The sequence below is a fragment of the Streptococcus sp. HMSC066F10 genome (assembly GCF_001813805.1).
Taxonomy (GTDB): Bacteria; Bacillota; Bacilli; order Lactobacillales; family Streptococcaceae; genus Streptococcus; species Streptococcus vaginalis.
Genome location: NZ_KV813996.1, coordinates 1 through 24836 on the forward strand (window position 1 = coordinate 1; position 24836 = coordinate 24836).

Annotated in this window: 19 protein-coding genes, 5 tRNA genes and 3 pseudogenes; 18 read left to right on the forward strand and 9 right to left on the reverse strand. The window is 40.0% G+C overall.

The annotated features are described in order from the left end of the window. The first annotated feature begins 45 nt into the window (after window positions 1-45). From HMPREF2933_RS08455 to HMPREF2933_RS08475, 5 genes are all read left to right on the forward strand, one after another. Window positions 46-126, forward strand: a tRNA-Tyr gene (locus tag HMPREF2933_RS08455). Between the two features lie 7 nt (window positions 127-133). Beyond that, a tRNA-Trp gene (locus tag HMPREF2933_RS08460) sits at window positions 134-204 on the forward strand. A 15-nt stretch (window positions 205-219) separates the two neighbouring features. Beyond that, window positions 220-292, forward strand: a tRNA-His gene (locus tag HMPREF2933_RS08465). A 13-nt stretch (window positions 293-305) separates the two neighbouring features. Beyond that, window positions 306-377: transfer RNA gene (locus tag HMPREF2933_RS08470), tRNA-Gln, on the forward strand. A 9-nt stretch (window positions 378-386) separates the two neighbouring features. Next, a tRNA-Leu gene (locus HMPREF2933_RS08475) sits at window positions 387-470 on the forward strand. An 80-nt stretch (window positions 471-550) separates the two neighbouring features. Here the strand turns inward: HMPREF2933_RS08475 and HMPREF2933_RS10025 are convergent. Next, a pseudogene (locus HMPREF2933_RS10025) lies at window positions 551-1400 on the reverse strand (site-specific integrase); the annotation flags it as partial. A 364-nt stretch (window positions 1401-1764) separates the two neighbouring features. Between HMPREF2933_RS10025 and HMPREF2933_RS08485 the strand changes: the two are divergent. Beyond that, the gene (locus HMPREF2933_RS08485; RefSeq protein WP_024053183.1) at window positions 1765-2502 is read left to right on the forward strand and encodes a MerR family transcriptional regulator; all 738 of its coding nucleotides are present in this window, start codon (window positions 1765-1767) and stop codon (window positions 2500-2502) included. Window positions 2503-2552: 50 nt separating this feature from the next. On the opposite strand, the gene HMPREF2933_RS08490 is transcribed toward HMPREF2933_RS08485, so the two are convergent. Continuing rightward, entirely contained in the window at window positions 2553-3725 is a 1173-nt protein-coding gene (locus tag HMPREF2933_RS08490; protein ID WP_024053182.1) for an aminoacetone oxidase, read from the reverse strand. 144 nt (window positions 3726-3869) lie between these two features. Between HMPREF2933_RS08490 and HMPREF2933_RS08495 the strand changes: the two genes are divergently transcribed. The 3 genes and pseudogenes from HMPREF2933_RS08495 to HMPREF2933_RS08505 form a co-directional block, all read left to right on the forward strand. Continuing rightward, window positions 3870-4364, forward strand: a complete 495-nt coding sequence (locus tag HMPREF2933_RS08495) for a DUF536 domain-containing protein (protein ID WP_003027119.1) — start codon at window positions 3870-3872, stop codon at window positions 4362-4364. Window positions 4365-4403: 39 nt separating this feature from the next. Next, window positions 4404-4574: pseudogene (locus HMPREF2933_RS08500) on the forward strand (YdcF family protein); the annotation flags it as partial. A gap of 69 nt (window positions 4575-4643) precedes the next feature. Next, a pseudogene (locus tag HMPREF2933_RS08505) lies at window positions 4644-6281 on the forward strand (glycerophosphoryl diester phosphodiesterase membrane domain-containing protein); the annotation flags it as partial. A 54-nt stretch (window positions 6282-6335) separates the two neighbouring features. Here the strand turns inward: HMPREF2933_RS08505 and HMPREF2933_RS08510 are convergent. Together HMPREF2933_RS08510 and HMPREF2933_RS08515 are read right to left on the reverse strand one after the other, a co-directional pair. Continuing rightward, on the reverse strand, window positions 6336-6635 hold the full coding sequence (locus HMPREF2933_RS08510) for a YbaB/EbfC family nucleoid-associated protein (protein ID WP_024053178.1): 300 nt from the start codon (window positions 6633-6635) through the stop codon (window positions 6336-6338). A 36-nt stretch (window positions 6636-6671) separates the two neighbouring features. Further along, window positions 6672-8951, reverse strand: coding sequence for a Xaa-Pro dipeptidyl-peptidase (locus HMPREF2933_RS08515; RefSeq protein ID WP_024053177.1), 2280 nt, complete (start codon window positions 8949-8951; stop codon window positions 6672-6674). 109 nt (window positions 8952-9060) lie between these two features. Between HMPREF2933_RS08515 and gla the strand changes: the two genes are divergently transcribed. From gla to fni, 8 genes are all read left to right on the forward strand, one after another. Next, complete coding sequence (gene gla / locus HMPREF2933_RS08520) at window positions 9061-9912, forward strand: aquaglyceroporin Gla (RefSeq protein ID WP_024053176.1); 852 nt, start codon at window positions 9061-9063, stop codon at window positions 9910-9912. A gap of 216 nt (window positions 9913-10128) precedes the next feature. After that, a complete protein-coding gene (locus tag HMPREF2933_RS08525) occupies window positions 10129-11394 on the forward strand; it encodes a hypothetical protein (protein WP_070241493.1) in 1266 nt (421 codons plus the stop codon). 81 nt (window positions 11395-11475) lie between these two features. Then, window positions 11476-12216, forward strand: a complete 741-nt coding sequence (locus HMPREF2933_RS08530; RefSeq protein ID WP_024053175.1) for a CppA N-terminal domain-containing protein — start codon at window positions 11476-11478, stop codon at window positions 12214-12216. Next, entirely contained in the window at window positions 12213-13148 is a 936-nt protein-coding gene (locus HMPREF2933_RS08535) for a serine hydrolase domain-containing protein (protein WP_024053174.1), read from the forward strand. The genes HMPREF2933_RS08530 and HMPREF2933_RS08535 overlap by 4 nt, the downstream gene beginning before the upstream one ends. A gap of 162 nt (window positions 13149-13310) precedes the next feature. Continuing rightward, window positions 13311-14189, forward strand: coding sequence for a mevalonate kinase (mvk, locus tag HMPREF2933_RS08540; RefSeq protein WP_024053173.1), 879 nt, complete (start codon window positions 13311-13313; stop codon window positions 14187-14189). Continuing rightward, window positions 14171-15115, forward strand: a complete 945-nt coding sequence (gene mvaD / locus HMPREF2933_RS08545) for a diphosphomevalonate decarboxylase (RefSeq protein WP_024053172.1) — start codon at window positions 14171-14173, stop codon at window positions 15113-15115. The genes mvk and mvaD overlap by 19 nt, the downstream gene beginning before the upstream one ends. After that, on the forward strand, window positions 15108-16106 hold the full coding sequence (locus HMPREF2933_RS08550; protein ID WP_024053171.1) for a phosphomevalonate kinase: 999 nt from the start codon (window positions 15108-15110) through the stop codon (window positions 16104-16106). The genes mvaD and HMPREF2933_RS08550 overlap by 8 nt, the downstream gene beginning before the upstream one ends. Then, window positions 16103-17119, forward strand: a complete 1017-nt coding sequence (fni, locus tag HMPREF2933_RS08555) for a type 2 isopentenyl-diphosphate Delta-isomerase (protein WP_024053170.1) — start codon at window positions 16103-16105, stop codon at window positions 17117-17119. The genes HMPREF2933_RS08550 and fni overlap by 4 nt, the downstream gene beginning before the upstream one ends. A gap of 28 nt (window positions 17120-17147) precedes the next feature. Here fni and HMPREF2933_RS08560 read toward each other — a convergent pair whose 3' ends face one another. The 5 genes from HMPREF2933_RS08560 to pflB all read right to left on the reverse strand — a co-directional run bounded on the left by HMPREF2933_RS08560 (window position 17148) and on the right by pflB (window position 23381). Beyond that, a complete protein-coding gene (locus HMPREF2933_RS08560) occupies window positions 17148-18428 on the reverse strand; it encodes a hydroxymethylglutaryl-CoA reductase, degradative (RefSeq protein WP_070241495.1) in 1281 nt (426 codons plus the stop codon). 1 nt (window position 18429) lies between these two features. Further along, window positions 18430-19602: a hydroxymethylglutaryl-CoA synthase gene (locus tag HMPREF2933_RS08565; protein WP_024051457.1), complete on the reverse strand. Its 1173-nt coding sequence runs from the start codon at window positions 19600-19602 to the stop codon at window positions 18430-18432. 133 nt (window positions 19603-19735) lie between these two features. Further along, on the reverse strand, window positions 19736-20185 hold the full coding sequence (locus tag HMPREF2933_RS08570; protein ID WP_118138964.1) for a threonine/serine exporter family protein: 450 nt from the start codon (window positions 20183-20185) through the stop codon (window positions 19736-19738). A 3-nt stretch (window positions 20186-20188) separates the two neighbouring features. Further along, window positions 20189-20965, reverse strand: coding sequence for a threonine/serine exporter family protein (locus tag HMPREF2933_RS08575; protein ID WP_070672797.1), 777 nt, complete (start codon window positions 20963-20965; stop codon window positions 20189-20191). Between the two features lie 100 nt (window positions 20966-21065). Next, the gene (pflB, locus tag HMPREF2933_RS08580) at window positions 21066-23381 is read right to left on the reverse strand and encodes a formate C-acetyltransferase (protein WP_024051454.1); all 2316 of its coding nucleotides are present in this window, start codon (window positions 23379-23381) and stop codon (window positions 21066-21068) included. A 249-nt stretch (window positions 23382-23630) separates the two neighbouring features. On the opposite strand from pflB, the gene dinB reads away from it, so the two are divergent. Then, on the forward strand, window positions 23631-24698 hold the full coding sequence (dinB, locus tag HMPREF2933_RS08585) for a DNA polymerase IV (RefSeq protein WP_070672800.1): 1068 nt from the start codon (window positions 23631-23633) through the stop codon (window positions 24696-24698). Window positions 24699-24836 lie beyond the last annotated feature (138 nt).

The window sequence follows — 24836 nt, forward strand, 5'->3', positions numbered from 1 at the left end:
TGTCGGCGGTTCGATTCCGTCTCGCGCCATATTAGTTTAATATCAGGAAGGGTAGCGAAGAGGCTAAACGCGGCGGACTGTAAATCCGCTCCTTCGGGTTCGGGGGTTCGAATCCCTCCCCTTCCATACCTTTACGGGCATAGTTTAAAGGTAGAACTAAGGTCTCCAAAACCTTCAGTGTGGGTTCAATTCCTACTGCCCGTGTTTATTGTGAATATGGCGGGTGTGGTGAAGTGGTTAACACACCAGATTGTGGCTCTGGCATGCGTGGGTTCGATCCCCATCACTCGCCTATTTTATATTATTGGGGTATAGCCAAGCGGTAAGGCAAGGGACTTTGACTCCCTCATGCGTTGGTTCGAATCCAGCTACCCCAGTTTAACTTTGCCGGCGTGGCGGAATTGGCAGACGCGCTGGACTCAAAATCCAGTGTCCGCAAGGACGTGCCGGTTCGACCCCGGCCGCCGGTATTGCTTGAGTTTAGAAAAAGTCTTGATACACAAGGCTTTTTTTGATGTTTTTCTTTATCGTACCCCAAATTGTACCCCAATTATAGTCTATCCATGATAGATTCTACCTCTTTGAACTCTTTATCAATTCTTTCTGTCATAGTATGACCATATGCCTTTATCAACATTTGGATATCTTTATGACCTAAAATTTTAGCCACAACTCCCATATCTATATGACTATGAAGTAAATATGAGCCATAAGTGTGTCTAAGTCCTTGTTCTAGACCATAGTGAAAGAAGAGAAATTTCTCTTTGTTTTTATTTGTAGTAATGAGTTTATTCTTTTTCGTTCTTTTATCATGTTAGGCAGAACAGTAACTGTTTTATCATCTATTGGTACTGCTCGTATGGAGTATCATTTTTTGCTTTCGTCCCCCCATGTCGCAGTGTTATATCTTCTATGTGTGTATAAATAATGGTCTTCTAACTTTGTATCATCATCAGTTATATCACTTGCTTCTCCATACCTCATGCCTGTTTTAGCTATGATATATAGAACATGATATATAACTGTTGTCTCATAATCTAATTTTTCTTCCAGATAGTTTACTAATCTATGATAATCCTCAACACTATGAATATATTTTTCCTCGTTTTTTTGAGTTTCCTTTCCTACGAAGCGTTCTACGTTACTTGTGAAATCATCAAGAACTATCTTATCAGATTGCACTAATTGTATAGTTTTTCTAATTGTTGAATTGATTCTACTTAAGTAATCATATCCAACAGTTTCCCCATGGATATTCATGGTTCTTTGATATTCTGTCGATTTTATATCAACTATTGCTTTATCTTCAAATAGTTTTTTTATTGTTTCTCCATAAATCTGCTAATTTTTCTTTATAACTTCTTTTTAAGTCTAACTTTTAAGACATACCAAGTTTGATATAATTCAAGTCAATGTTTGTTACAATTTTCTTTTCTTCCTTAATTGATTTGTGATCTTATCTAGATCAATTAGAGTTTAAAAATTGAAAATTTGTAGTTGTTAGTCTCGTCTTCGAAAGGTTTCGACAATCCAATAGGCTGTTGAAGTAGTGAAGGAAGCAAACGAAGCTTTTAGTTTGAGTAGTGTTCGTCCAAGTTTGAAAAGCGAATGGTGTTGAGATTTGCTTTGCAAGCAACGTTAGCGATTTTTGTAAAAAGCAAGGTCGTACTTTGTGATAACTATATTGGGAGGAAAATATTTTTAAAAAAGTATTTACTTTGATCTAAGGGGAGGGTTTATAATGAGATTTGTAAGGAGGAAATGATGTATCAAATCAAAGAAGCTGCGCAGCTTTCAGGTGTTTCTGTCAAAACACTGCATCACTATGATAAAATAGGTTTGCTTGTGCCGCAAAAGTCTGAAAACGGGTATCGCCTTTATAGTGAAGTAGATTTAGAGCGCCTGCAAATTATTTTATTTTACAAATATCTTGGATTTTCTTTAAAGAAAATAGCAGAGCTGCTAAGTCAGGAAGAGCAGGAACTATTGCCTCACTTGAACAAGCAATTGCAGTTTTTGCAGCAGGAAAGGGAACATTTGGATACCTTGATTTCCACCTTACAAAAGACAATTCAAGCTCAAAAAGGAGAAAGAAAAATGACGACACAAGAAAAATTTGTTGGATTTACCTACGAAGATCATGCAAATTATTATCATCAAGCGGTTGAAACATACGGTCAAGAAGTAATGGACGATTCTCGTGCACGACAAGTTGGCAAAGAAACTGAGATGACGGAAGCATTTAACAAAGTTTTTCGCAATCTAGCTAACAATATGCAAAAAGGTCTAGCTGTGGAAGCACAAGAGAATTTATCAGAAGCCGAGCAGTTATTTCAAGCAATGAATACCTATGCCTTTGATTGCTCTCTGGAAGTTTTCGCTTTTATTGGAAAAGGCTATGTGGCAAATCCAGAATTTAAGAAAAATATTGACCAATTTGGAGTTGGAACAGCCCAATATGTAGCAGATATTATCCACATCTACGTTACACAAGCAAAATAAAAAATAGGGCAGGTGCCAACATGTTCTGCATGGTAGCATCTGCTCTATTTTTAGTATTCCACACTTCCAGCGACCCAGCCAGTACAGAGAGCGACTGTAATATTAAATCCACCAGTATGAGCATTGATGTCCAGCACTTCGCCAGCAAAATAAAGCCCAGGAACTAGTTTGCTTTCTAAAGTCTTGGGATTGATTTCCTTAAGACTGACACCGCCTTTGGTCACAAAAGATTTAGCTAGAGACATTTTGCCGGTAATAGGAATTGGTAGAGCTTTGAGTTGTTGAATGAGCTCTTCTTTTTCTTTTCCAGTCAATTGTTTGCCTTTTTTAAGGAATGGCTGCGCGAAAAAGTCTGCCAGACGTTCAGGAAGTAATTGTTTGAGGCTATTTTTGAGCGATTTTTCTCGGTTATTTTCTAAAAATGCTGCCAAATCTTCCGCAGAAAACTGTGGTAAGACATCTAAATAAATGGTTTCACCGCCTTTGAGGAAACTGGAGAACCGCAATGCGGCAGGACCTGACAAGCCGAAGTGGGTAAAAAGCAAGTCATGGGTAATGATGTGTTTATTATAACGAAGGGTGACATTGGCTAATGAAATCCCCTGTAAAGCCTTGTGTGGAAAATCTGTCAAAAGTGGGCTTTCTGCAGCTTCTAACTCTGTTATTGTATGGTTGAAATGGCGCGCAATCTCATAGCCAAAGCCAGTAGAGCCAGTTGAGGGATAGGATTTTCCACCTGTTGTGACAATCAATCGATCGCAGCTCCAAATGCGCTCACTTGACTTGATGATAAAGTAATCCGCATTTTTCTTTACAGAAACCACTTCCGTCTGGGTCATGATGGTGACGCCTAGCTCCTTCATTTTCCGTTCTAATGCTTCAATAATTGTAAAAGATTTATCTGTTGTTGGGAAAACTCGCCCGTGATCCTCTACTTTGAGTGCAACACCATTGTCAGTGAAAAAATTCATAATGTCATGATTGTCAAACTGGGAAAAGACGCTGTAGAGAAAGCGCCCATTTTCTGGTATGCCAGCTAATAAATCTTCTAAAGTGCCGTTATTCGTCACATTGCAGCGTCCGCCACCAGTTCCAGCGAGCTTCTTACCCAAGCGTTTATTTTTTTCTAAGAGCAGTGTCTTTTGTCCATGAAAGGAGCTGGAAATAGCAGCCATCATACCAGCTGGTCCTCCGCCTATCACGATTGTATCAAAATGGTTCATTGTGCTTCTTTCTTTAAATGAATATGTCAAATTTATTGTATCATAAATGTGATGAAATTCCTTGAAATCCAGAGCGAATTTGACAGTTAAGCCTTGATATGATAAGATTTAGGTATATATCTAGAAAAAGTTTCAGAGGAAATTATGGCAATTGAAAAGACAGTCAGCGAGCTAGCCGAGATTTTAGGGATTAGCCGTCAGGCGATGAACAATCGGGTCAAAACTCTTGCGCCCGAAGATACCGACAAGAATGAAAAAGGGGTCACCGTTGTGACGCGCAGCGGTTTGATAAAGCTGGAAGAAATTTACAAAAAGACGATTTTTGAAGATGAACCGGTCAGCGAAGATGTCAAGCAACGTGAACTCATGGAAATTTTGGTAGATGAGAAAAATGCAGAAATTGTGCGTTTGTATGACCAGTTAAAAGCAAAAGATGCTCAATTAGCTAAAAAAGATGAGCAATTGCGCGTGAAAGATGTGCAAATTGCTGAAAAAGACAAGCAATTAGACCAGCAGCAGCAATTGACTGCTAAGGCCATGAGTGAGCGTGAAACTTTGCTATTAGAATTGGACGAAGCTAAAGAAAAAGTGCAAGCACAAGAGCAGAAAGGTTTTTTTGCAAGATTGTTTGGACGATAGAGAGAATCTCGGTTGAAGAAACTGAGATTTTTTTATAGAATGAAAGATGTGATGAAAGAAAAAGTCGCAAAAAATATCAATATTCTTGCTTCTTTTTGCGGGAAGCGAGATTTACCAGAATTAACACAGAAAGCTTTAGAAGATAAATATAGCCTAAAACAGGCTGATGTCAGGGTGCTGTTTAGTAGGAGTATTCTAGTGGGTGGAGATTCCGACAGAGGTCAGAATAGCTTTTGAAGCATTAAAACAAGATTATGCTGACTTAATCCGTCTTATGCTGCGGCAGGTACTTTGCTTCGTCAGACGGGTTAAATTTCTGTCGTATAACAATGTAGTTGGAGTGTTGTCTAGTCATCCTCTAGTTACTCTGGCTTTTATCCTCTTGTTTTTAGCCAATCTGTTGGTCGCTTATGTTCAAATCACACTTCTTTTTTTAGGAGCGCACAATCTATTGACTCAAGACAAGCGAACCCTCTTGAAGTTTACCAAGAAAACCATAGCAGACAGTTTACTCATCTTAAAGCAGGCACGTCCTAGTAAAATCTTGTTTGTCTTGCTCTACATCGCTCTGCTCTTTCATTTTCTCCGAAAAATCCTCAAAATTTACTATATAAACAAGATTTTAGTTCCAAATTTTATCTTAACTTATTTGAAAGAGACGTATTTTTGGGGGTGCTGTCGTCCTGCCCCTACTTGTATGGCTGATGTTATTGATTGCGGTCAAGCTGATGTTCGCCTTGCCCAAAATCTTTTTTGAAAATTCTTCCGTAAGAGAAGCGGTGCGGTTCAGCTTAGAAAAGACCAAAAAACGAACTTTCTTTTATTCTTGGCAGTTGTTTTGGATTGTGACCAAGACTTTTCTCTTTTTTTTGGAATGGCTCTTCCTCTCTTTTTTTACAGCATGTTGCAGACGGTCATTCCAATCAAGTGTCAACGATTGCTGGTGTGATGAATTATGTGTTGCTGAAGAATGCTCACTATCTGATGTTGAGCTATTTCTTGATTAAATTTGTTTCTTTTCTGACTGAGCAAGGTTTGGCGGATTATCCGCGGAGGAAGTTCGATCGCGTTTTGCGCTGGCTTGTGATTTCCATTGCTTCTATATTCTTTGCTGTGGAAGGTTATATGTATCTCATTTTTCCATTAGAAACGGTTCCTGTTACGATTTCTCACCGAGGAGTGTCGCAGGAAAATGGTGTACAAAATACGATTCAGTCATTGGAAAAGACGGCTTTGCTGAAACTAGATTACATTGAAATGGATGTACAAGAAACAAAAGATGGTCAATTTGTCATGATGCATGATGCTAATCTTTTCAATTTGGCCGGTGTCAATGCAAGTCCACAGGATTTGACCATGGCAGAACTAACTGCTTTAGATGTTTCAGAAAATGGCTATCGGACCAAAATTTCCAGTTTTGATGCGTATCTCAAACGTGCCAACGAATTGGGACAGCGGTTGCTCATTGAAATCAAAACCAGCAAAAAAGATTCTTCGGATATGATGGAGCGCTTTTTGAAAAAATATGGCCCAACGATTAAAAAGTACGGTCATCAAATGCACTCATTGGACTATTGCGTGATTGAAAAAGTTGTGAAATACGATGCTAGCATTAAAAGCTTTTTTATCCTGCCTTATAATACAATCTTCCCACGAACCAAAGCCAGTGGTTATACTATGGAATACTCCACACTAGATGAAAACTTTGTTTCTAAGTTGTGGCAAGCAGATAAATTGCTCTATGATTGGACGGTCAACGATGTAAATAGCATTGCAAAATCTTTCCGCTTGAATGTTGACGGTATCATAACGGACGATGTTCAACTGGTACAAAGTTCCATTAAAGAGCTAAAAGACAATCCAAAATATACAGACTTACTCCTTAATAAAGCCTTTGATTTCTTTAATTTTACATAAAATAGCCCCCTCTTAGCAATGAACTAGGAGGGGGTGAGTTTTTTGAGATTTGTTTTAAAACGGCATTTTACCTGCAAAGGCACCTAATTTTTTCTTAGTTGCGGCATCAATTTCTACGAGGGCAGCGTTGATAGCTTGGGTTGTCATGTCAGATAAAGTTTCTAAGTCTTCTGGGTCAACAACAGCTTCTTGGAAGTCGATTTTGACGACTTTTTTGTCACCTGTAAGAGTTGCGACCACGAGATCTTGAGCGGATTTGCCAACAAATTCTGTCGCCACAAGCTCGGCTTGCCCTTTTTCCATTTGTTTTTGCAATTTTTGTGCTTGTTTCATCATTGATTGCATATTCATCATTGTTTTGGTTCTCCTTAATTTTCAAACATTAACATCTTATTTTACCATATCTGGCACATCTAAGCTAGAGTTTGCTAGGTCAATGGTCAAATGATAGTCGGTATTATCGCGGACGGTGTGCTCAAAGTCGGTTGTGTAGAGGACAAGGCGAAGTGTATCGCCTATTTTCATTTTGTAAATGGTTGGTTGCAATTCAAAAGAAAATTCTAACCATTGGTCTGGTGTGACTTCTTCAACTGTTAGCAAATCGTTGCGGTTTTGCAGATTGAGAAATCCTTTTGTCACAACGCGATGCGGTGTCTCTTTGAAAGGTAATTCCATTAAATGATCCAGCATATAAACGCGACCATTGTCCATGACTTTTGGTGTAAGGACGCCAGGAATTGGGGTGAGGCGTTTAGCTTGCCCAAGATCTAATAGCTGTGCAGAAATCAAGCCTTTATCGGTACTGGATTTTAGGCGCAGATTGAGCTTAGCGGGACCGTTAAGGAAAAGGTCTTTTTCTAAGGTGAAGTCAACGGTCACTTGATTGACTTTTCCGTCAAAGAGTTCATTTTTGAAGGTTTGATAGGTCTTGCTGAAACGCTTGTAGTCTGTATCAGAGTAAGCATTTTGAATATCTTGAGTAGTACTACCTAGATTGAAATGAGTGTAGTGCTCTTGATTGCCGAAATTCTTTAGTGACAGCCAGCTTTGTGCTTGACTATTGTCTTGCCAGATCACAGTTGGCAATTCAAAGTGGGAATTGTAGCCCAGCAGTTTCTTGCTGAGAAGTGCATTCATAGATTCACGAAAGTCAATGGATTGCCAATTGTTCATGTAAATGTGAGCGCCGTTGTGGAAAAATAAATGTTTTTTGATGTCTTGTGGCAGGGCGTGGAACATGTTGTACACATTGAGCGGCTTGACATTCCAGTCTTGGGAGCCATGAGTGAAGACGACTTCGGCTTTGACCTTGTGTGCGTGAATCAGATAGTTGCGGTCATGCCAAAATTGATTATAATCACCCGTTTCGCGCTCCAAGTTTGCTTTTAATGTTTTGAGGCTCTTTTGATACTCGACATTGTGACGAAGACGTTCGCCCGCTAGAAGATTGCGTGAGTAAGTTAATTCTGTCAAAGAGTCAAAATCTTCACCGGGATAGCCACCGGGGCTCGTCACTAAGCCATTTTCACGATAGTAATTGTACCAAGAAGAAATTCCAGCTTCAGCAATAATGACCTCAAGACCATCTACGCCAGTCGTAGCCAGTCCATTTGACAAGGTTCCAAGGTAAGAAATTCCTGTTGTAGCAACCTTTCCATTGGACCAAGTGGCTTTGATTTCTCGCTGTCTGGTATGGTCTGTGAACGCACGGCAACGACCGTTGAGCCAATCAATAACGTTTTTATAGGCTTCAATTTGATAATAATCTCCGCTGGTCATGAGGCCTTCAGAGTCCTTGGTTCCCACACCCGATACATATAGATTAGCAAAACCGCGTGAAAGCAAATAATCATTGAGCGTGTAAGTACCGATATGACCGAGTGTTTCTTCTGATTGCTCCACCAATACTGCTTGGCCTTGTGGTTCAACCAAGCAAACTTCAGAGTCATGGATGGTGATTTTTTCGGTCTCTTTTTTTACCAAATTCACATTCATGTTATAAAGTGCTTTGTCGCTGGCTTTGTCGTTGGTTCCTTGGTGATAAGGGCTAGCAGTCATGACAGCAGGAATTTGTCCATCAAAATGAGGACGAATGATGCTGACCTTAATCAAATCAGGCAGCTCATCTTCATCGGTATCCACGCGCGATTCCACATAGACCACTTCGCGGATAGCATTATGGCTAGTAAAGGTCGCAAGACTTTTACCATTGAAATAGTGGTAGGTATTGTCTTCAGGGATCAAGCCGTCGCTCACTAGTTTATCAATCAAGAGATTGCCGTTTTTGGTGCGTGTGTTGAGCAATTGATAGAGATTTTCGAGTAGATTTCCATAGGTAATGGGAAAGTTTATGTCCTTGCGGAATGTTTTTACTTCATCAAAGTCAACAAAGGGCACAAATTCCAGTAATTGAAAAGCAATCGTATAAAAAATCTCTGCTGTCAATTCTTGCTTGGACGTAAAAAAGCTGAGTAAGTCTGTATTTGAATTGGCAACCAAAGACTTTAAAGCATAGTCTGTATTTTTATAATTAAAAAAAGTTCTACGTACAAAAGTTTCTAAATTTTCTTTATCAGAATGCTCTGGGCGGAAAGAAAATCCAATGCTTTCCATTTCAGCTAGGATTTTTTCGCTTGTTTCTGGTGTATAACTATACTGGTTGTAACGCATATTTTTACTCCTTTTTTACATTTTGTCAAAAAATAACCTTTACATTATACATTGTAACTGATAAAATAAGATTTGTCTAAAAATTTTTTAATTAAAGAGGAGAACAAAAATGGATGTCACATGGATTGTGAAATATATTACAGAGTTCCTTGGAACGGCAATTCTCATTATTTTGGGGAACGGGGCTGTTGCCAACGTTGAATTAAAGGGAACCAAAGGTCATCAAAGCGGCTGGTTAGTCATTGCAGTTGGTTATGGTATGGGGGTTATGATTCCTGCTCTTATGTTTGGAAATGTATCAGGGAATCATATCAATCCTGCATTCACACTAGGACTTGCGATTAGCGGATACTTCCCTTGGGCACAAGTTGCGCCTTACATTATTGCACAATTATTGGGAGCGATATTTGGACAAGCGTTAGTAGTAGCAAGTCACCGCCCTTACTATTTGCAAACAACAAATCCTAATGCGATTTTGGGATCATTCTCAACTATTGTAAATACGGATGACGGAAGCAAGAAATCACATGCTGCTTCTATGATAAATGGTTTTGTCAATGAATTTATTGGTTCATTTATCTTGTTCTTTGCAGCAATGGCTATGACCAAAAACTATTTTGGTGCAGAAGTTGTTAAATATGCTGCTACTCGTGGAGTGGATGCTACTCAAATCCAAGGAAAAGTTGCAATTGGTTCTCACATCAATGCCGGACTTGCTGTTGCCCACTTAGCACTTGGTTTCCTTGTCATGGCATTGGTAACGTCACTTGGTGGTCCTACAGGTCCAGGTTTGAACCCTGCACGTGACTTAGGTCCGCGTATTCTTCATTTCCTTCTTCCAAAATCAGTTCTTGGTAAGCACAAAGGAGATTCAAAATGGTGGTATGCTTGGGTGCCAGTCGTATCTCCAATTCTTGCCGGTATTGCTGCAGTAGCACTTTACAAGATAATTTATGGATAAGTTGTCAAAAAAGAAACGGTTCGTTACGAGCCGTTTTTTGATAACGAAGAGATAAGATTGAGCGAAAAAATAGATAAGTGACTAGACGCTTGCTAAGATAAAATACTATACTAAAGAGTAAGGATAACAACAGTAATGGGAGTGAGACAGCAAAACTGATTTTTTTCAAAGTAGCAATTTTTGTCTCATTCCTACCTTTTATTTGGGAGAGATGAAATGGAATTAGATAAACTAAGTGGGAGACGGACTCTATTGTTCGGTATTTTGGCGATTCTTTTTGGCGTTATTATTATTGCAAACGGTGTTGATTTTGCAAAATTTGCCCTAGATTTATTGGTCATTTACTTTTTATTTGTTGGAGTTATCAATCTTTTTTTCCGTTTCTTAGTGAAGCAAAATCGTATCAGTCTTGGTTCTGCCCTCCTCCATGTTTTGGTAGGGCTGGTTGTTGGCTTTCTTAACCGTGCCAGCAATCTGCCAGTCAATATTGTCATTATTATATTGGGCTGTTATCAGCTGTGTACAGCGGCAATCTATGGTATTACATATCTTCTTTATCGGCAGAATAAGTTAAAAGGTGGTTTTCGTTATCTTTTTGATACCTTTCTCTATGGTGGGATTGGCCTGACACCTGTCTTTTCTCCCAGCATGGACGGTAGGATGCAATTTTTGATTATTGGTATTTATCTGATATTACTAGGCTTTTCTAACGTTCGAGACGGTCTTATGTTCAACACCGATGTGGAGAAAAAACAACTTCGACGCCGTATTCGGATTAACCTGCCTATCATTATCGCTGCCTTTTTCCCAGCAGAGCAACTGAATCGTTTTAATCGTTTTTGGCAAGGTGAAAAAAGGAAACCACAAAAGGTTTATAGTCGTGTCCGAGACGAGGAAAAGCCCATTGACTTAGAGGTGCTGATCCATACGTCAGACCAGAATCTTTTTGGGATGATTGGGCATGTTGATATTTGCTATAAAGGAAAAGTTGTTTCCTATGGTAGTTATGATATTTTTTCAGAGCGTTTATTCGGCACGATTGGAGATGGTGTCTTGTTTAAAGTAGATAAAGATGCTTATATTGACTTGTGCAAAGAAGAAAGCAAAAAAACCTTGTTTGGCTATGGTTTATCTCTGACTGATGAACAGAAGCGCGCTGTGGAGAAGCGGTTGGCTGAGATTGATGAGTTGCTGGAAGTCTGGAATCCACCAGCAGATTTGAAAGATGGTAAGCGCACGTACGCTTATAAGTTGAAGCATGAGTTGGGTGGTCGTTTATATAAGTTTAAAACAAGTCGTTTTAAGACTTATTTTATCTTGTCTACCAATTGCTGTCTGCTAGCCGATAGCATTATCGGACAGGCTGGAACAGCCATTTTAGATATGCGTGGGATTATTGCGCCGGGAACTTATCAGTCTTACCTTCAATATGAATTTGAGTCGGCAAATGAGCTGGTAGTGGCACAAAATATTTATCAGTAATAGCACAATTTTTTCTATTTTTACATAAATATTTGTAAAATACACAAAAATTATTTAAAATAGAAAGGCTTGGAGGAATTTATGTGTTCAACAAATAAAAGTGTAAATACGATACCAGTATTAAAAATCAATAATCGAAAAAACAATCTCGCATTTTATTGTCAAACTTTAGGAATGAAAAATTTGCTAGAGGAAGGAGCTTTTGTCAGCCTTGGAGATCAGACAAAAGTTGAAAAATTGCAGCTAGAGGAGTCGCCCAGTATGCGCACTCGCAAAGTTGTTGGGACTAAGAAATTAGCGAAAATTGTCATCAAAGTAGCCAATCCACGAGAAATTGAAGCACTTTTAGCGCGTGGCAGCAAGGTAGATTATCTTTACCAAGGTGATAATGGCTATGCTTTTGAAGCAACTTCACCAGAAGGAGATAGATTTTTGCTGCATAGCGAGAAAGACTGGACAGCCTTACAGAGAGTGATGATAGCACCAGCATTTGCGCCATTAGAGGATTTTGTTGGGCTCAGTCAATTTACTATAGAGCAGATTCATATCAATGCTCCAGATAAGGAAAAAGCAGTCACTTTTTATCAGGAATGGCTAGGAAATCAGTCTATTCTAACATTCTCACAAGCAAGCGGACCAGATTTGCTGACGGAGAGTACTCAAACTTGGGATTTGGCAATGGTTAAATTTACAGTTGAGCAATTTGATGTGGAAGCATTGCGTGATTTATTTCAAGGAAGAGAAAATTTTATACCTAAATCGGGAAAATTTTTCCTGACCAAAGATGAGAGCCAAATTGAAGCTTGGATTGAAGCGGTATGAGTTCAAGCAAGATACTCTCAAAAGTCGGAGAACAGATAGCACAACAAATCTATCCTGGAGCTAGCTTAGCTTTGTATACTCGTGGAGAGTGGCAAGAATATTATCTTGGTGAGAGCAATCCTGAGCGAGGTGAGAAGACTCAAGCAGGACTGGTCTATGACTTAGCGAGTGTCAGCAAGGTTGTGGGTGTCGGAACGATTTTGGCTGTTCTATTCCATGAGGAAAAACTAGATTTAGATGCACCGCTAACACAATATTATCCCGCTTTTCATGACAATTCTGTCACGGTAGGTCAGCTGGCTGCTCACACATCAGGGCTAGATCCCTTTATCCCCAATCGAGATGCACTCAATGCGGTCGAATTGAAAGAGGCGCTAAATCATTTGAAAGTGCTTGATAACAAGCATTTTCGTTATACTGATGTAAATTTTTTGTTGCTAGGTTTTATGGTAGAAGAAATTTTTCATTCTTCTTTGAGTGACATTTTTGAGCGGAAAATTTTTCAGTCTTGGGGTATGAAAGAAACAACGTTTGGACCTGTTGCGCAAGCGGTGCCAACGGTTCGCGGTGTGAAGGCGGGAGTTGTACATGACCCCAAAGCGCATGTGTTGGGCAGACATGCTGGTAGTGCAGGCTTGTTTTCGACAGTTCGGGATTTGGAGCTCTTTTTGGAGCATTATTTACAGGATGACTTTGCAGCAACTTTGACAAAAAATTTCTCAAAGGAGATTGGAAAAACACGCAGTCTTGCTTGGGATTTAGACAAAGAGTGGTTGCAGCACACAGGCTATACTGGAACGTTTATTATGTTTAATCGTTTACAGCAGAAAGCGGTCATCTTCCTTTCCAACCGAACGTATGAGAAAGACGAACGTGCACAATGGATTTTAGACCGCAATGAGCTCATGGATTTGATTAAACAAAATCTGTAAAATGAAGACAGTTAGGATAAGAGCTGGATTTCCTGCTCTTTTCGCTGTTTTAAAAGTTGAAATAAATTAGTTTGGAATATAAAAGGAATTGACTACTAACGATCGCTTTTTTCTATGAATTATATTAAAATAATAGATGAAGTATTGTGATGTAGAGAGAATATGACAAAAAAAGTAGGTGTCGGTCGGGCACATAGTAAGATTATTTTGATAGGGGAGCATGCCGTTGTCTATGGCTACCCTGCTTTGGCTCTACCTTTAACTAATATTGAAGTGACTTGTCGCATTTTGCCGTCAGATCATGCGTGGATTTTGTATGACGAAGATACTCTTTCTATGGCGGTTTTTGCTTCTTTGGAATTTCTAGGGGTGCAAGAGGCTTATATTCGCTGTGAGATTGAGTCCATGGTGCCTGAAAAACGCGGAATGGGTTCTTCTGCGGCAGTGAGCATTGCTGCGATTCGAGCTGTTTTTGATTATTATGAACAGGAGTTGGATAGGGAAACTCTGGAGATTTTAGCAAATCGGGCAGAGATGATTGCCCACATGAATCCGAGTGGTTTGGATGCTAAGACTTGCTTGAGCAATCATGCTATTAAATTTATTAAAAATGTTGGTTTTTCAGAGTTTGAGACGAATCTTGGAGCTTATCTTTTGATTGCAGACACAGGGATTTATGGACATACACGAGAAGCGATTCAAAAGGTGGAAAGTATTGGAAGAAGGGCTTTGCCACATTTGCATCAGCTTGGAAAATTAACCAATGAAGTTGAAGAAGCTTTGAAAGTAAAAGATTTAGAGAGAATCGGGATAGCCATGTCAGAAGCTCACCTCAGCTTAAAAAATCTAGGCGTGAGTTGCCCTGAAGCCGATTGGCTTGTTGCTACAGCGCAAGAAAATGGAGCACTTGGTGCGAAAATGAGTGGTGGTGGTCTAGGTGGCTGCATTATCGCTCTAGTGGCGAGCAAAGAAAAGGCTGTCAGTTTGGCTGATTTATTGAGGGAGAAAGGAGCGGTAAACACATGGATCGAAAGTCTGTAAAGGTGCGGTCTTATGCCAATATTGCCATTATCAAATATTGGGGTAAGAAAGATACTGTCAAGATAATTCCTGCAACGAGCAGTATTTCTTTGACCTTGGAAAATATGTACACAGAAACAACTCTGTCTAGCTTACCAGCGAGTGCCCAGTCAGATGAATTTTATATCAATGGTGTTCTGCAAGATCAAGCTGAACATAAAAAAATGCGCAATATTGTAGATCGTTTTCGCCCTCAAGGAGCTGGATTTGTACGCATTGATACAAAAAATAATATGCCGACAGCAGCGGGGCTTTCATCTAGTTCAAGCGGTTTGTCTGCGCTCGTTAAGGCTTGTAATGACTTTTTTGAATTGCACTTGTCCACAAAAGAGCAAGCACAAAAAGCAAAATTAGCTTCTGGGTCTTCCTCACGGAGTTTTTATGGACCGATTGCAGCTTGGGACAAGGATAGCGGAGAGATTTATCCAGTAAAGACAGATTTGAAATTAGCGATGATAATGCTGGTTTTGTATGATCATAAAAAGCCGATTTCAAGTCGTGAGGGAATGAAACGCTGTGCAGAAACCTCCACGACATTTAGTGATTGGGTGAGACAGTCCGAAGAAGATTATAAAGCCATGTTGACTTATTTGTCTAACAATGATTTTGCTAAGGTGGGAGAATTAACAGAAAAAAATGCGCTTGCCATGCATGCTACCACTCAGACAGCAACGCCAGCGTTTTCTTACCTGACCGAAAAAAGCTATGAAGCAATGGACTTCATCAAACAATTACGCAGTCAAGGAGAGCACTGCTATTTCACCATGGATGCAGGACCAAATGTAAAGGTTTTGTGTTTAGAAGAAGATTTGGAACATTTAGTACCAATATTTGCTGAAAGATATCATCTCATTGTTTCTAAAACGAAGGAATTACCAGATGACTAAGACAGTAAGAACATGTGGGAAATTATATTTAGCAGGAGAATATTCTGTCTTGACGGCAGGGCAAGGAGCGATTCTGAAAAATATTCCGATTTATATGACGGGAAAAATTCATTTTTCTGAACGTTATCAGTTGTTTTCAGATATGTTTGACCATACTGTGGATTTGACACCTGATGATGAGTACAGTCTCATTCAGGATACGGTTGCTGTTATGAATGAGTTTTTACAAATTCGATTCATTTCACTACGTCCCTTTTTCTTAACCATTACTGGAAAAATGGAGCAAGATGGAAAAAAATTTGGTCTTGGCTCTAGTGGGAGTGTCGTAGTTTTAACCATACGAGCAATAACAGCCTTGTATGGTCTGGCGTTATCTGCTGAGGAAACCTTTAAGCTGGCAGCCTATGTCCTTCTTAAACGTGGGGACAATGGCTCAATGGGAGATGTGGCTTGTATCGCTTATGAGGACTTGATTTATTACCAATCTTTTAATCGAAAAAAAATAGCAGAGCAGATCAATGAGCTTCCTTTAGAAAAGATAGTGACACAAGATTGGGGATACATTATCCGGACAATCCATCCACAGCTTCCATGTGATTTCCTCGTGGGCTGGACGAGAGAACCAGCTATTTCTAGCGTTCTCATCAATCAAGTCAAAGCAAAAATCTCATCAAGCTTTTTAACACAAACGCAAGAAGAAGTCCTTCGACTGGAGAAAGCGTTGTTTGTTGGTGAGAAAGAAATTGTGAAGCAAAGTCTAGAAAAAGTTAGTTGCCTCCTGCTGCAACTGAGCCCTGCTATTTATAATGAAAAATTGAGAGCTTTAAAAAGGTCTAGTCAAGGATTGGACTGTGTGGCAAAAAGCAGCGGTGCTGGCGGTGGTGATTGTGGCATAGCCTTGTCTTTTGATTCCGAAGCCAGTCAAATCTTAGTGGAGCGTTGGCAAGCGGCAGGAATCGAGGTTTTATATAAGGAGAGGTGGGATAGATGAGCCGAAATCGTAAAGATGAACACATAAGATATGCGCTTGAGTACGATTCGCCTTATAATAGTTTTGATGACATGGAGCTTATTCATTGCTCGCTTCCTAAGTATGATTTGGGCGAGATTGATTTGACGACGCAGTTTGCAGGCAGAGATTGGGAATTTCCGTTTTACATCAATGCTATGACAGGTGGAAGTGAGAAAGGGAAAGACATCAATCAGCGCTTGGCACAAGTTGCAGAAGCTTGCGGTATTCTTTTTGTCACAGGATCTTACAGCGCTGCCTTGAATAATCCAACAGATGATTCTTATGCTGTCAGCAAAGGCAAGTCCGACCTGCTCCTTGCAACGAATATTGGAGTGGATAAGCCGTATTCCTTAGGGCAGCAGGCAATCACAGACCTTCACCCTCTTTTTTTGCAAGTGCATGTCAATCTCATACAAGAATTGCTCATGCCAGAAGGAGAACGTTCTTTTAAAACTTGGCGAGCACATTTAAAAGACTATGCAGAGCAAAGTTCAGTTCCAGTAGTATTGAAAGAGGTTGGCTTTGGTATGGATTTGGCAACGATCGAAATTGCTTATGACCTCGGTATTCGAACGGTTGATCTTTCTGGTCGTGGCGGAACGAGCTTCGCTTATATTGAAAACAGACGCGGCGGCAATCGAGACTATCTCAATGATTGGGGACAATCTACGCTTCAAGCCTTACTAAATGCTCAGCCGATGATGGATAAAATGGATATTTTGGTGAGTGGTGGCGTACGGCAGCCGCTTGATATGGTGAAGGCTTTTGTGTTAGGAGCTAAGGCTGTAGGACTTTCACGCACCATGTTAGAATTGATTGAAACGCATTCGGTGGATGAAGTCATCACGATTGTAAACGGTTGGAAAGAAGATTTGCGCTTGATTATGTGTGCACTTGGTTGCCAAAATTTGAGAGAGCTAAGACAAGTGCCTTATCTTTTGTATGGACGTTTGCGAGAAGCACAAGGTCAACTAAATAAAGAAATCCGATGAGTTTTTTCACTTATCGGATTCTTTTTTTCTATGATTTTTGACGAATGTTTTCTAAAATTTCTTGTGCTCTTTTGAGACTAAAATGTTTCTCGGAAACGAGCTGAGAAATCAGAGGAGCGATTTCTGTATCCTTAGCTCCTGCTAAAAGAGCTAGAGATTTGGCTTGTAGCTTCATGTGACCGTGCTGAATGCCGGTGCTGACCAGCGCTTTTAGAGCCGCAAAATTTTGCGCTAAGCCGATAGACGCAATAATACTGGCGAACTCTTTTGCGGTTGGTTGTTTTAGCAAATCGAAGCTAACTTCCACCGTAGGATTGAGCCCAATGGAACCCCCTTTTGTAGCAATAGGGAGCGGGAGAGTAATCTCTCCGCAGAGCGTTTGAGTGGCTTCCTTGATTGACCAAGTAGTCAATCCTTGATAGGAACCATTTCTACTAGCATAGGTATGCGCGCCTGCTTCAATCGCCCGCCAGTCATTTCCTGTCGCTAATACGACAGCATCAATTCCATTGAAAATGCCTTTGTTGTGGGTGCTGGCGCGATAAGGATCTTGCTTGGCAAATTGGCTTGCTAACACTATTTTCTTAGCAATATCAAGGGCTTCTGACTTATTTCGGTCGAGAAAACGGATATCAATTTCACAGGTGGCAGTTACTAAGGCTTCCGTTGCATAATTTGATAGAATTGCCATCAAGCTTTCACCGCCAGTCAACTCTTCTAATGGTGTTTTCAACGCTTCTAGCATGGTATTGAGGATATTGGCTCCCATAGCTTCTTGGGTGTCAACTGTTAGATAAACGACTAAAAATTCAGCTTCGCCATTTAGCCATTCTACACGTAAATCGCATGCGCCGCCACCGCGGTTGACAATCGATGGGTGTGCTTGATTGGCCAATTCTAATAACTCTTGCTTGTGGTTTTGGATATTTTTTATAGCTACTTCAATATTTGCTACTTGATAGAGAGCAACTTGTCCAATCATTTGGCGATTGTGAATAGTCGTTTTGAAGCCCCCAGAGCGCTTAATAATTTTTGCTGCAAAGCTGGCAGCCGCAACGACAGAGGGCTCTTCTGTTACGAAAGGTACTTGATAAACTTCCTCGTCTACCACAACATCAGGAACGAAAGAGTAGGGCAGAGCAAATGTCGCCAGAACATTTTCGCTCATTTGGTCGGCTGTTGAGAGAGGGAGCATGTGATTATGCTCAAGGTTTGTTTGATTATCCTCGTTTAGTAAGTGATAGTCTTTTAAAATTTGCAAACGTTCTTGAAGCGATTTTTTTGAAAAGCCCGTCCAACTTATTTTCATATTATTTTTCCACCTTGATATATCTGCGTTGGTGCTCAACAATTTCTGCTAAAGCAAAGTCTTGATTTTCATAGTTCGTAAAGCTGGCCGATCCATTTTCATCCAGACTTGCTTCTTCAAAAAATATTTTCTCGTAATCTGGAATGCTTAAAGGCGTGCGCTTGTTGAGTATTTCCATACGATTGGTTTCAAGCTGTTGCTCAAAGCCTGCTACGAGCTGCCCACTAAAGATTTCTGATACAGCTCCGCTTCCGTAGCTAAAGAGCGCAATGCGGTCACCTGCTTTGAGTGTTGTACTATTTTCAAGCAGGGAAAGGAGACCTAAAAAGAGAGAACCAGTATAAATGTTACCTACTTTTTGGCTGTAAAGAATGGATTGCTCAAAATTTTCTTGCAGTTGTGCTTGTTGCTCGCTTGGCAAACTCTTATCCATAATCTTTTTCATACCCTTTAAAGCTAATTTAGGATAAGGCAAATGGAAGCAAACTGCTGCAAAATCTTTTAAGGACACTTGATTGTGCTTTTGGTACTCCGCCCAAGTTGTTTTTAGACTGTCTAAATACTGTTGTGTAGAATACATGCCATTGACAAACGGCGTTGTCGAATAATTTGGCCGCCAAAAGTCCATAATATCTCGTGTTTGAGCAACATTGTCTTCATTAAAACTGAGAATCCGTGGATTACTTGTGATGAGCATAGCCACTGCTCCAGCTCCTTGTGTTGGCTCTCCTGGTGTCTCAATACCGTATTTGGCAATATCGCTTGCAATGACCAACACCTTTGAGTTAGGGTGTTTTTCGACGTGCAACTTCGCATAATCTAGTGCAGCAGTAGCGCTATAGCAAGCCTCTTTCATTTCAAAACTACGCGCAAAAGGCTGAATTCCGAGTAGACCATGAACAAAAACAGCAGAAGCCTTACTTTGGTCAATCCCAGATTCGCTGGCTACGATGACCATGTCAATAGCTTGCTTATCTTCTTCGTTCAAAATAGACGCTGCTGCACTCGCTCCCATGGTTACAATATCCTCTGTGACAGGGGCGATACTAATTTCTTTTAATAAAAGTCCCTTACTTAGTTTTTCTGGGTCAATGTTACGTGCGGCTGCTAAATTTTCTAATTTTAATACATAATTGGCTGTTGCAAAGCCAATTTTATCAATTCCAATGTTCATCATTACCTCTATATATTTTTCGGTTTGATACCAAACTTATTCTATTCCATTTTATCATAATTAAAGTGGAAACTGAGAAAAAAGCCTTCTTGCGAAAAGAAAGACTTGGGACATTTTCAGGAGTTATGTCGAATTATGAGGAGCGATGCTTTTGCAGATAATGGTAGAGTCTGAGCACCACCGTACCACTTGCCATTCCAATTGAAATGACCAAGGCTAAAATCACCACCAAGGTAGCATTAACCATAGCATGACTATAATCTCCAGTGACAAAAAAGGCCGTTGTACGATAAGAAAGATAGCCCGGAACCAATGGAGCTAAAATGGCTAAGATAAAGACGACAGCAGGGGTTTTATAAAGAATGCTCAAAACTTGACTAATGCAAGATCCGATAATAGCTGCGATAAACGTAGCAATAATCACATTTGTTGGACCTTTTAATACATAATACAAAAGCCAGATGAACATTCCAAGGATTCCTCCTGGAATGAGCATTCTTTTTTGAACATTTAAAACGATTAAGAACATTACAATTGCAAGAAAACTTGCTGCAGCTTGTAGTAAGACAGTCAATGGCTTCACCTTTTATTTCATTAAGACGAGAGCTACGGAAGTGCCAGCTCCGAGTGCCAAAGTGATCAACAGCGTTTCAAAGATTTTGCTCATTCCGGAGTTGAGATGATTGGTCATCAAATCACGCACGGCATTGGTCAGAGCAATACCGGGAACAAAAGGCATGACAGCACCAGCGATGATTAAGTCCGCACTGGAAGGAAAGCCAGAATAGCGCGCCCAGATCTGTGCCAGCAGACCAAAAATAAAAGCTCCGGCAAAAGCTGTGACAAAAGGAATGCGCACGTATTTATTGACCGAAAGAGAAAAGGCAAAGCCAAAGAAGGTCGCAAGAGCAGCGCCGAGCGCATCATAGAGATTGCCACCAAACATTATAGAGAAAAAAGGGGCACTAATAGTAGCAGCAAATGTCAGTTGCCTGTTTGTGTAAGGTGTCTTTTTCTTTTTTAGCTGAGTTAATTTCTCAAAAGCATCTTCAAGACTGATGTCCCCGCTAACCAGTTCACGCGATACTTGATTGACATCGCACACTTTTTCGATATTGTAATTTGAATGAGTAATGCGTTTCATACGCGAAATATTGGTGTTTTCAATTGAAAAGAAAATGGCAACTGGCATTGCGAGTGCATTACAATCCATAATTCCTTGAGAATGAGCAATCCGAATCATGGTATCTTCAACCCGATAAATTTCAGAACCACTTTGAAGCAGAAGCGTACCTGCTAACATCAGGACATCAACGGTTAGATTAAATTTGTCTTCCCTTTCTACATCTCTTTTCTCCACCATTTTTACACCCTTTTCTTTTAATTAACAATACCTCTATTATAGCATAAAAAAGAAGAAAACCAGCTGGAATTTCCAACTGGTTTTTGAGAATAGAATTGAATTAGCTAAGGGCATCATCCATTGAAAGCACTTCGTGGAAGACACGTTGAGTCAATTCAGTTTTTTGTTCTTTAGTAAGGTATTTGGTATTGACACAGTAACCTGAGATACGAACGATAACATCTTCACCATTCATAATCTTATCATAGACATCCTTCAAGTCCATAACGTTCAAGTTGACGTGCTGTCCTCCATTTTCAAAGTAACCATCAAGAATCGTTACCAAGTTATCTACTTGTTCTTCGCGCGTTTTACCAAGAGCACGAGGTGAAACTTGTGTCGTCAATGAAATACCGTCTGCTGCATAACCAAAGTCAAGGCTAGCTAGTGAGTTGAGATTTTGCAACCAACCACCACGAGCTTTGTTAGAAGGGTTTGCACCTGGTGAGAAGAATTCCAATTTAGACAAGTTAACACTGCCGTCTTCATTGAGATAAACCCCTTTGTGAACTGGAGAGTTACCAGTTTGTTTAGAGTAAGCAACGTTTGAAGTGATCGTCAAGAGTGATACAGTTGCTTCAGCGTTCTTGTAAAGTCTGTGGCTACGAAGACGAGTTGTGTAGGCTTCAATCAACCATTCGGCTAATTCGTTTGAGCGAGGATCGTCTTCACCCCAACGTGGATATTCGCCAGTAGTTTCGTAGTCGTAGATATAACCATTTTCGTCACGGATTGGTTTGACTGTCGCATACTTAATAGCTGACAATGTATCAACTGTATTGGCAAATCCACAGATACCAAATCCCATATTAGCACGTTGATGGGTTGGTAAGAAGGCCATTTGAACAGCTTCGTAGTTGTACTTGTCTGTCATGTAGTGAATGATGTTCAAAGCATCTACATAAGTGTCTGTCAACCAATCAAGTGATTTTTCAAAGTTTGCCTTAACAGATTCAAATTCAAGTACTTCGTCGCTGATAGGGTCAATATCAAATACTTTGTAATCTTTATGAACATCATCGTAACCACCGTTAAGACCTGTAAGAAGAGCTTTTAACACGTTTACACGAGCACCGAAGTACTGGATGTTGTGACGTTGGTCTTCGTTTTCTGGGTCAAGTGGTGATACACAGCATGAAATACAACTCATTTCACCATAGCCATCTTTCGCCATTGTTGTTACACCTTCGTATTGGATAGAAGAGTGTTTGTGACTCATGTGCATGCAGTAATGACGGAATGAGTAAGGAAGTTTATCTGTCCAAAGAACTGTCAAGTTTGGCTCTGGTGAGTTACCGATATTGTCAAGTGTATTCAAGAAACGGTAGTCCATTTTTGTCACACGGTGACGACCATCATTTCCCATACCTGCCATAGATGTTGTGATGAAGGTTGGGTCACCTGAGTAGAGTTGATCGTATGCTTTTGTACGAGCAAATTTTACAGTACGAAGTTTCAAGACGAAATCATCAACAAATTCTTGGATTTCTGATTCTGTGAAAGTACCACGAGCAAGGTCGCGTTCTGCATAAATGTCAAGAACGATTGGCACACGTCCAAGAGAAGTAGCAGCACCATTTACGACACGGCAGACAGCCATGAAAGCGACATTCACCCATTGGATAGCTTCTTTTACATTCATTGCAGGTCTACGAACATCAAGTCCGTAAAGGTCACCCAGGCGGACAACTTCTTTCAATGATTGGTATTGAAGGTTGACTTCTTCGCGAAGACGAATAGTTTCTTCATCAATGTCTGTCAAAGCATTCCAATCTTCGACTTTTTCTGCCATCAAGTAATCTGCACCGTAAAGAGCAAGACGTGCGTAAACACCAATGATACGTCCACGTGAATAAGCATCTGGCAAACCTGTTACAGTGTGTGCGTGACGTGCACGACGGATATTTGTTGTGTAGGCACGGAAAATACCGTCATTTACAGTTGTTACGTATTTTGTGAAGATTTCATGCATCTTAGGATCTGGTTCATAGCCATGTTCCTTCAAAGCAGTTTCCGCCATACGGATACCACCTTTTGGCATGAAGTTTAATTTGAACAATTCATCATTTTGGATACCATAAATCAATTCATTATCTTTGTCAATGTATCCAGCTGGAATATCAGCGATTGAAGTAGCACGTGTATCCATTGGGAAACGTGTTTCTTCATAATGTGCTTTTGTATCTTCGATAATTTTTTTAATGTGAAGAGAGCGTTCAGTTGGACCAGCTAAGAAACTTTCATCTCCGTCATAAGGAGTGTAGTTTGCCTGTACAAAACGAGATACGCTAGCTTTTTCGCGCCAATCTTCCCCTTTGAAGCCTTCCCAGGCTTTGTCAAAAACATCCTGTGCTTCGACAACAGTTTTAACAACCATGTTTTTTTCCTCTTGTATCTTTCTAGTAACACAAATCTGTTACATTTATAAAACAAGTATATCATATAGTAATCGTTTCCACAAATGGAACCTGGCCATAAAAGCACTTTCTTTTATAATACAGATTAAAAAATCAGCGTAAATTGTATTATATTTTTGAAAAAATCAGCATATTTTCAAATATTTTGGAAAAAATGATAAAAATTGTATAATGGAGGAAAGAAAAGAGTCAAGAAAGGAGCTGTATTGATGTTAATTTTTCCCTTAATCAATGATACGTCTCGGAAAATCATTCACATTGATATGGATGCCTTTTTTGCCTCCGTAGAAGAAAGAGACAATCCAGCACTAAAAGGCAAGTCGGTTATCATCGGAGCTGACCCTCGCTTGACAGGCGGACGAGGCGTTGTTTCGACTTGCAATTATGAGGCACGAAAGTTTGGTGTTCACTCAGCCATGAGCTCCAAAGAAGCTTATGACCGTTGTCCACAGGCGATTTTCATTTCGGGAAATTATGAGAAATATCAGGCAGTCAGTCAGCAAATTCGAGCCATTTTTAAACGATATACAGATGTGATTGAGCCAATCAGTATTGATGAAGCCTATCTGGATGTGACCAAAAATAAGTTAGGTATGAAATCTGCTGTCAAGATAGCCAAGCTAATCCAGCATGAGATTTGGACAGAGCTTCATTTGACCAGTTCTGCTGGTGTGTCCTACAATAAATTTTTGGCAAAAATAGCTAGTGACTATGAAAAACCTCACGGTTTGACGGTTATTTTGCCAGAAGAAGCAGAAGCTTTTCTCTCTCAAATGGATGTGGCAAAGTTTTACGGTGTTGGAAAAAAGACGGTGGAAAAGCTGCATGATATGGGCGTTTACATAGGAGCAGATTTATTAGAAATTCCTGAGATGACCTTGATTGACTTGTTTGGCCGATTTGGATTTGACCTTTATCGCAAGGCAAGAGGAATCAGCAATTCACCAGTAAAAGTCAACCGTATTCGTAAGTCTATCGGCAAGGAAAGAACTTATGGGAAATTGCTCCATAACGAAGACGACATAAAAAAGGAGCTGACCCTTTTATCACAAAAGGTAGCTCGTAGTTTAAAAAAGCATGGAAAATCTGGTAGGACGATTGTTCTGAAGATTCGCTATGCGGATTTTTCAACATTGACAAAAAGGCAGAGCTTAGCGACAAGAACGCAAGATGCGGAGCAGATTGAGCGCATTGCACATGAGATTTATGATAGCTTGGACGAGCAGACAAAAGGTGTGCGTCTTTTAGGAGTGATAGTGACAGGATTTGGGATGTAAAAAAGTTTGGGATGGGGAGTTCCAAACTTTTTGGGCTCTATAATTTCTGTAATGGGTAAAACACTACTGCAGAGATTATGGAGTTATTTTTCTACCATTTGTCAAGCGATTCAATGTTTTTCAGTCAAAGAATTGATG

Coding starts and splice junctions, on each gene's coding strand:
- HMPREF2933_RS08525 (WP_070241493.1), top strand. CDS start 10,129: ATGGAATTAGATAAACTAAGTGGGAGACGGACTCTATTGTTCGGTATT.
- HMPREF2933_RS08485 (WP_024053183.1), top strand. CDS start 1,765: ATGTATCAAATCAAAGAAGCTGCGCAGCTTTCAGGTGTTTCTGTCAAA.
- HMPREF2933_RS08565 (WP_024051457.1), bottom strand. CDS start 19,602: ATGAACATTGGAATTGATAAAATTGGCTTTGCAACAGCCAATTATGTA.
- pflB (WP_024051454.1), bottom strand. CDS start 23,381: ATGGTTGTTAAAACTGTTGTCGAAGCACAGGATGTTTTTGACAAAGCC.
- HMPREF2933_RS08515 (WP_024053177.1), bottom strand. CDS start 8,951: ATGCGTTACAACCAGTATAGTTATACACCAGAAACAAGCGAAAAAATC.
- mvaD (WP_024053172.1), top strand. CDS start 14,171: ATGGATCGAAAGTCTGTAAAGGTGCGGTCTTATGCCAATATTGCCATT.
- HMPREF2933_RS08550 (WP_024053171.1), top strand. CDS start 15,108: ATGACTAAGACAGTAAGAACATGTGGGAAATTATATTTAGCAGGAGAA.
- HMPREF2933_RS08575 (WP_070672797.1), bottom strand. CDS start 20,965: ATGGTGGAGAAAAGAGATGTAGAAAGGGAAGACAAATTTAATCTAACC.
- HMPREF2933_RS08530 (WP_024053175.1), top strand. CDS start 11,476: ATGTGTTCAACAAATAAAAGTGTAAATACGATACCAGTATTAAAAATC.
- HMPREF2933_RS08535 (WP_024053174.1), top strand. CDS start 12,213: ATGAGTTCAAGCAAGATACTCTCAAAAGTCGGAGAACAGATAGCACAA.
- HMPREF2933_RS08510 (WP_024053178.1), bottom strand. CDS start 6,635: ATGATGAATATGCAATCAATGATGAAACAAGCACAAAAATTGCAAAAA.
- gla (WP_024053176.1), top strand. CDS start 9,061: ATGGATGTCACATGGATTGTGAAATATATTACAGAGTTCCTTGGAACG.
- HMPREF2933_RS08490 (WP_024053182.1), bottom strand. CDS start 3,725: ATGAACCATTTTGATACAATCGTGATAGGCGGAGGACCAGCTGGTATG.
- dinB (WP_070672800.1), top strand. CDS start 23,631: ATGTTAATTTTTCCCTTAATCAATGATACGTCTCGGAAAATCATTCAC.
- mvk (WP_024053173.1), top strand. CDS start 13,311: ATGACAAAAAAAGTAGGTGTCGGTCGGGCACATAGTAAGATTATTTTG.
- HMPREF2933_RS08495 (WP_003027119.1), top strand. CDS start 3,870: ATGGCAATTGAAAAGACAGTCAGCGAGCTAGCCGAGATTTTAGGGATT.
- HMPREF2933_RS08560 (WP_070241495.1), bottom strand. CDS start 18,428: ATGAAAATAAGTTGGACGGGCTTTTCAAAAAAATCGCTTCAAGAACGT.
- fni (WP_024053170.1), top strand. CDS start 16,103: ATGAGCCGAAATCGTAAAGATGAACACATAAGATATGCGCTTGAGTAC.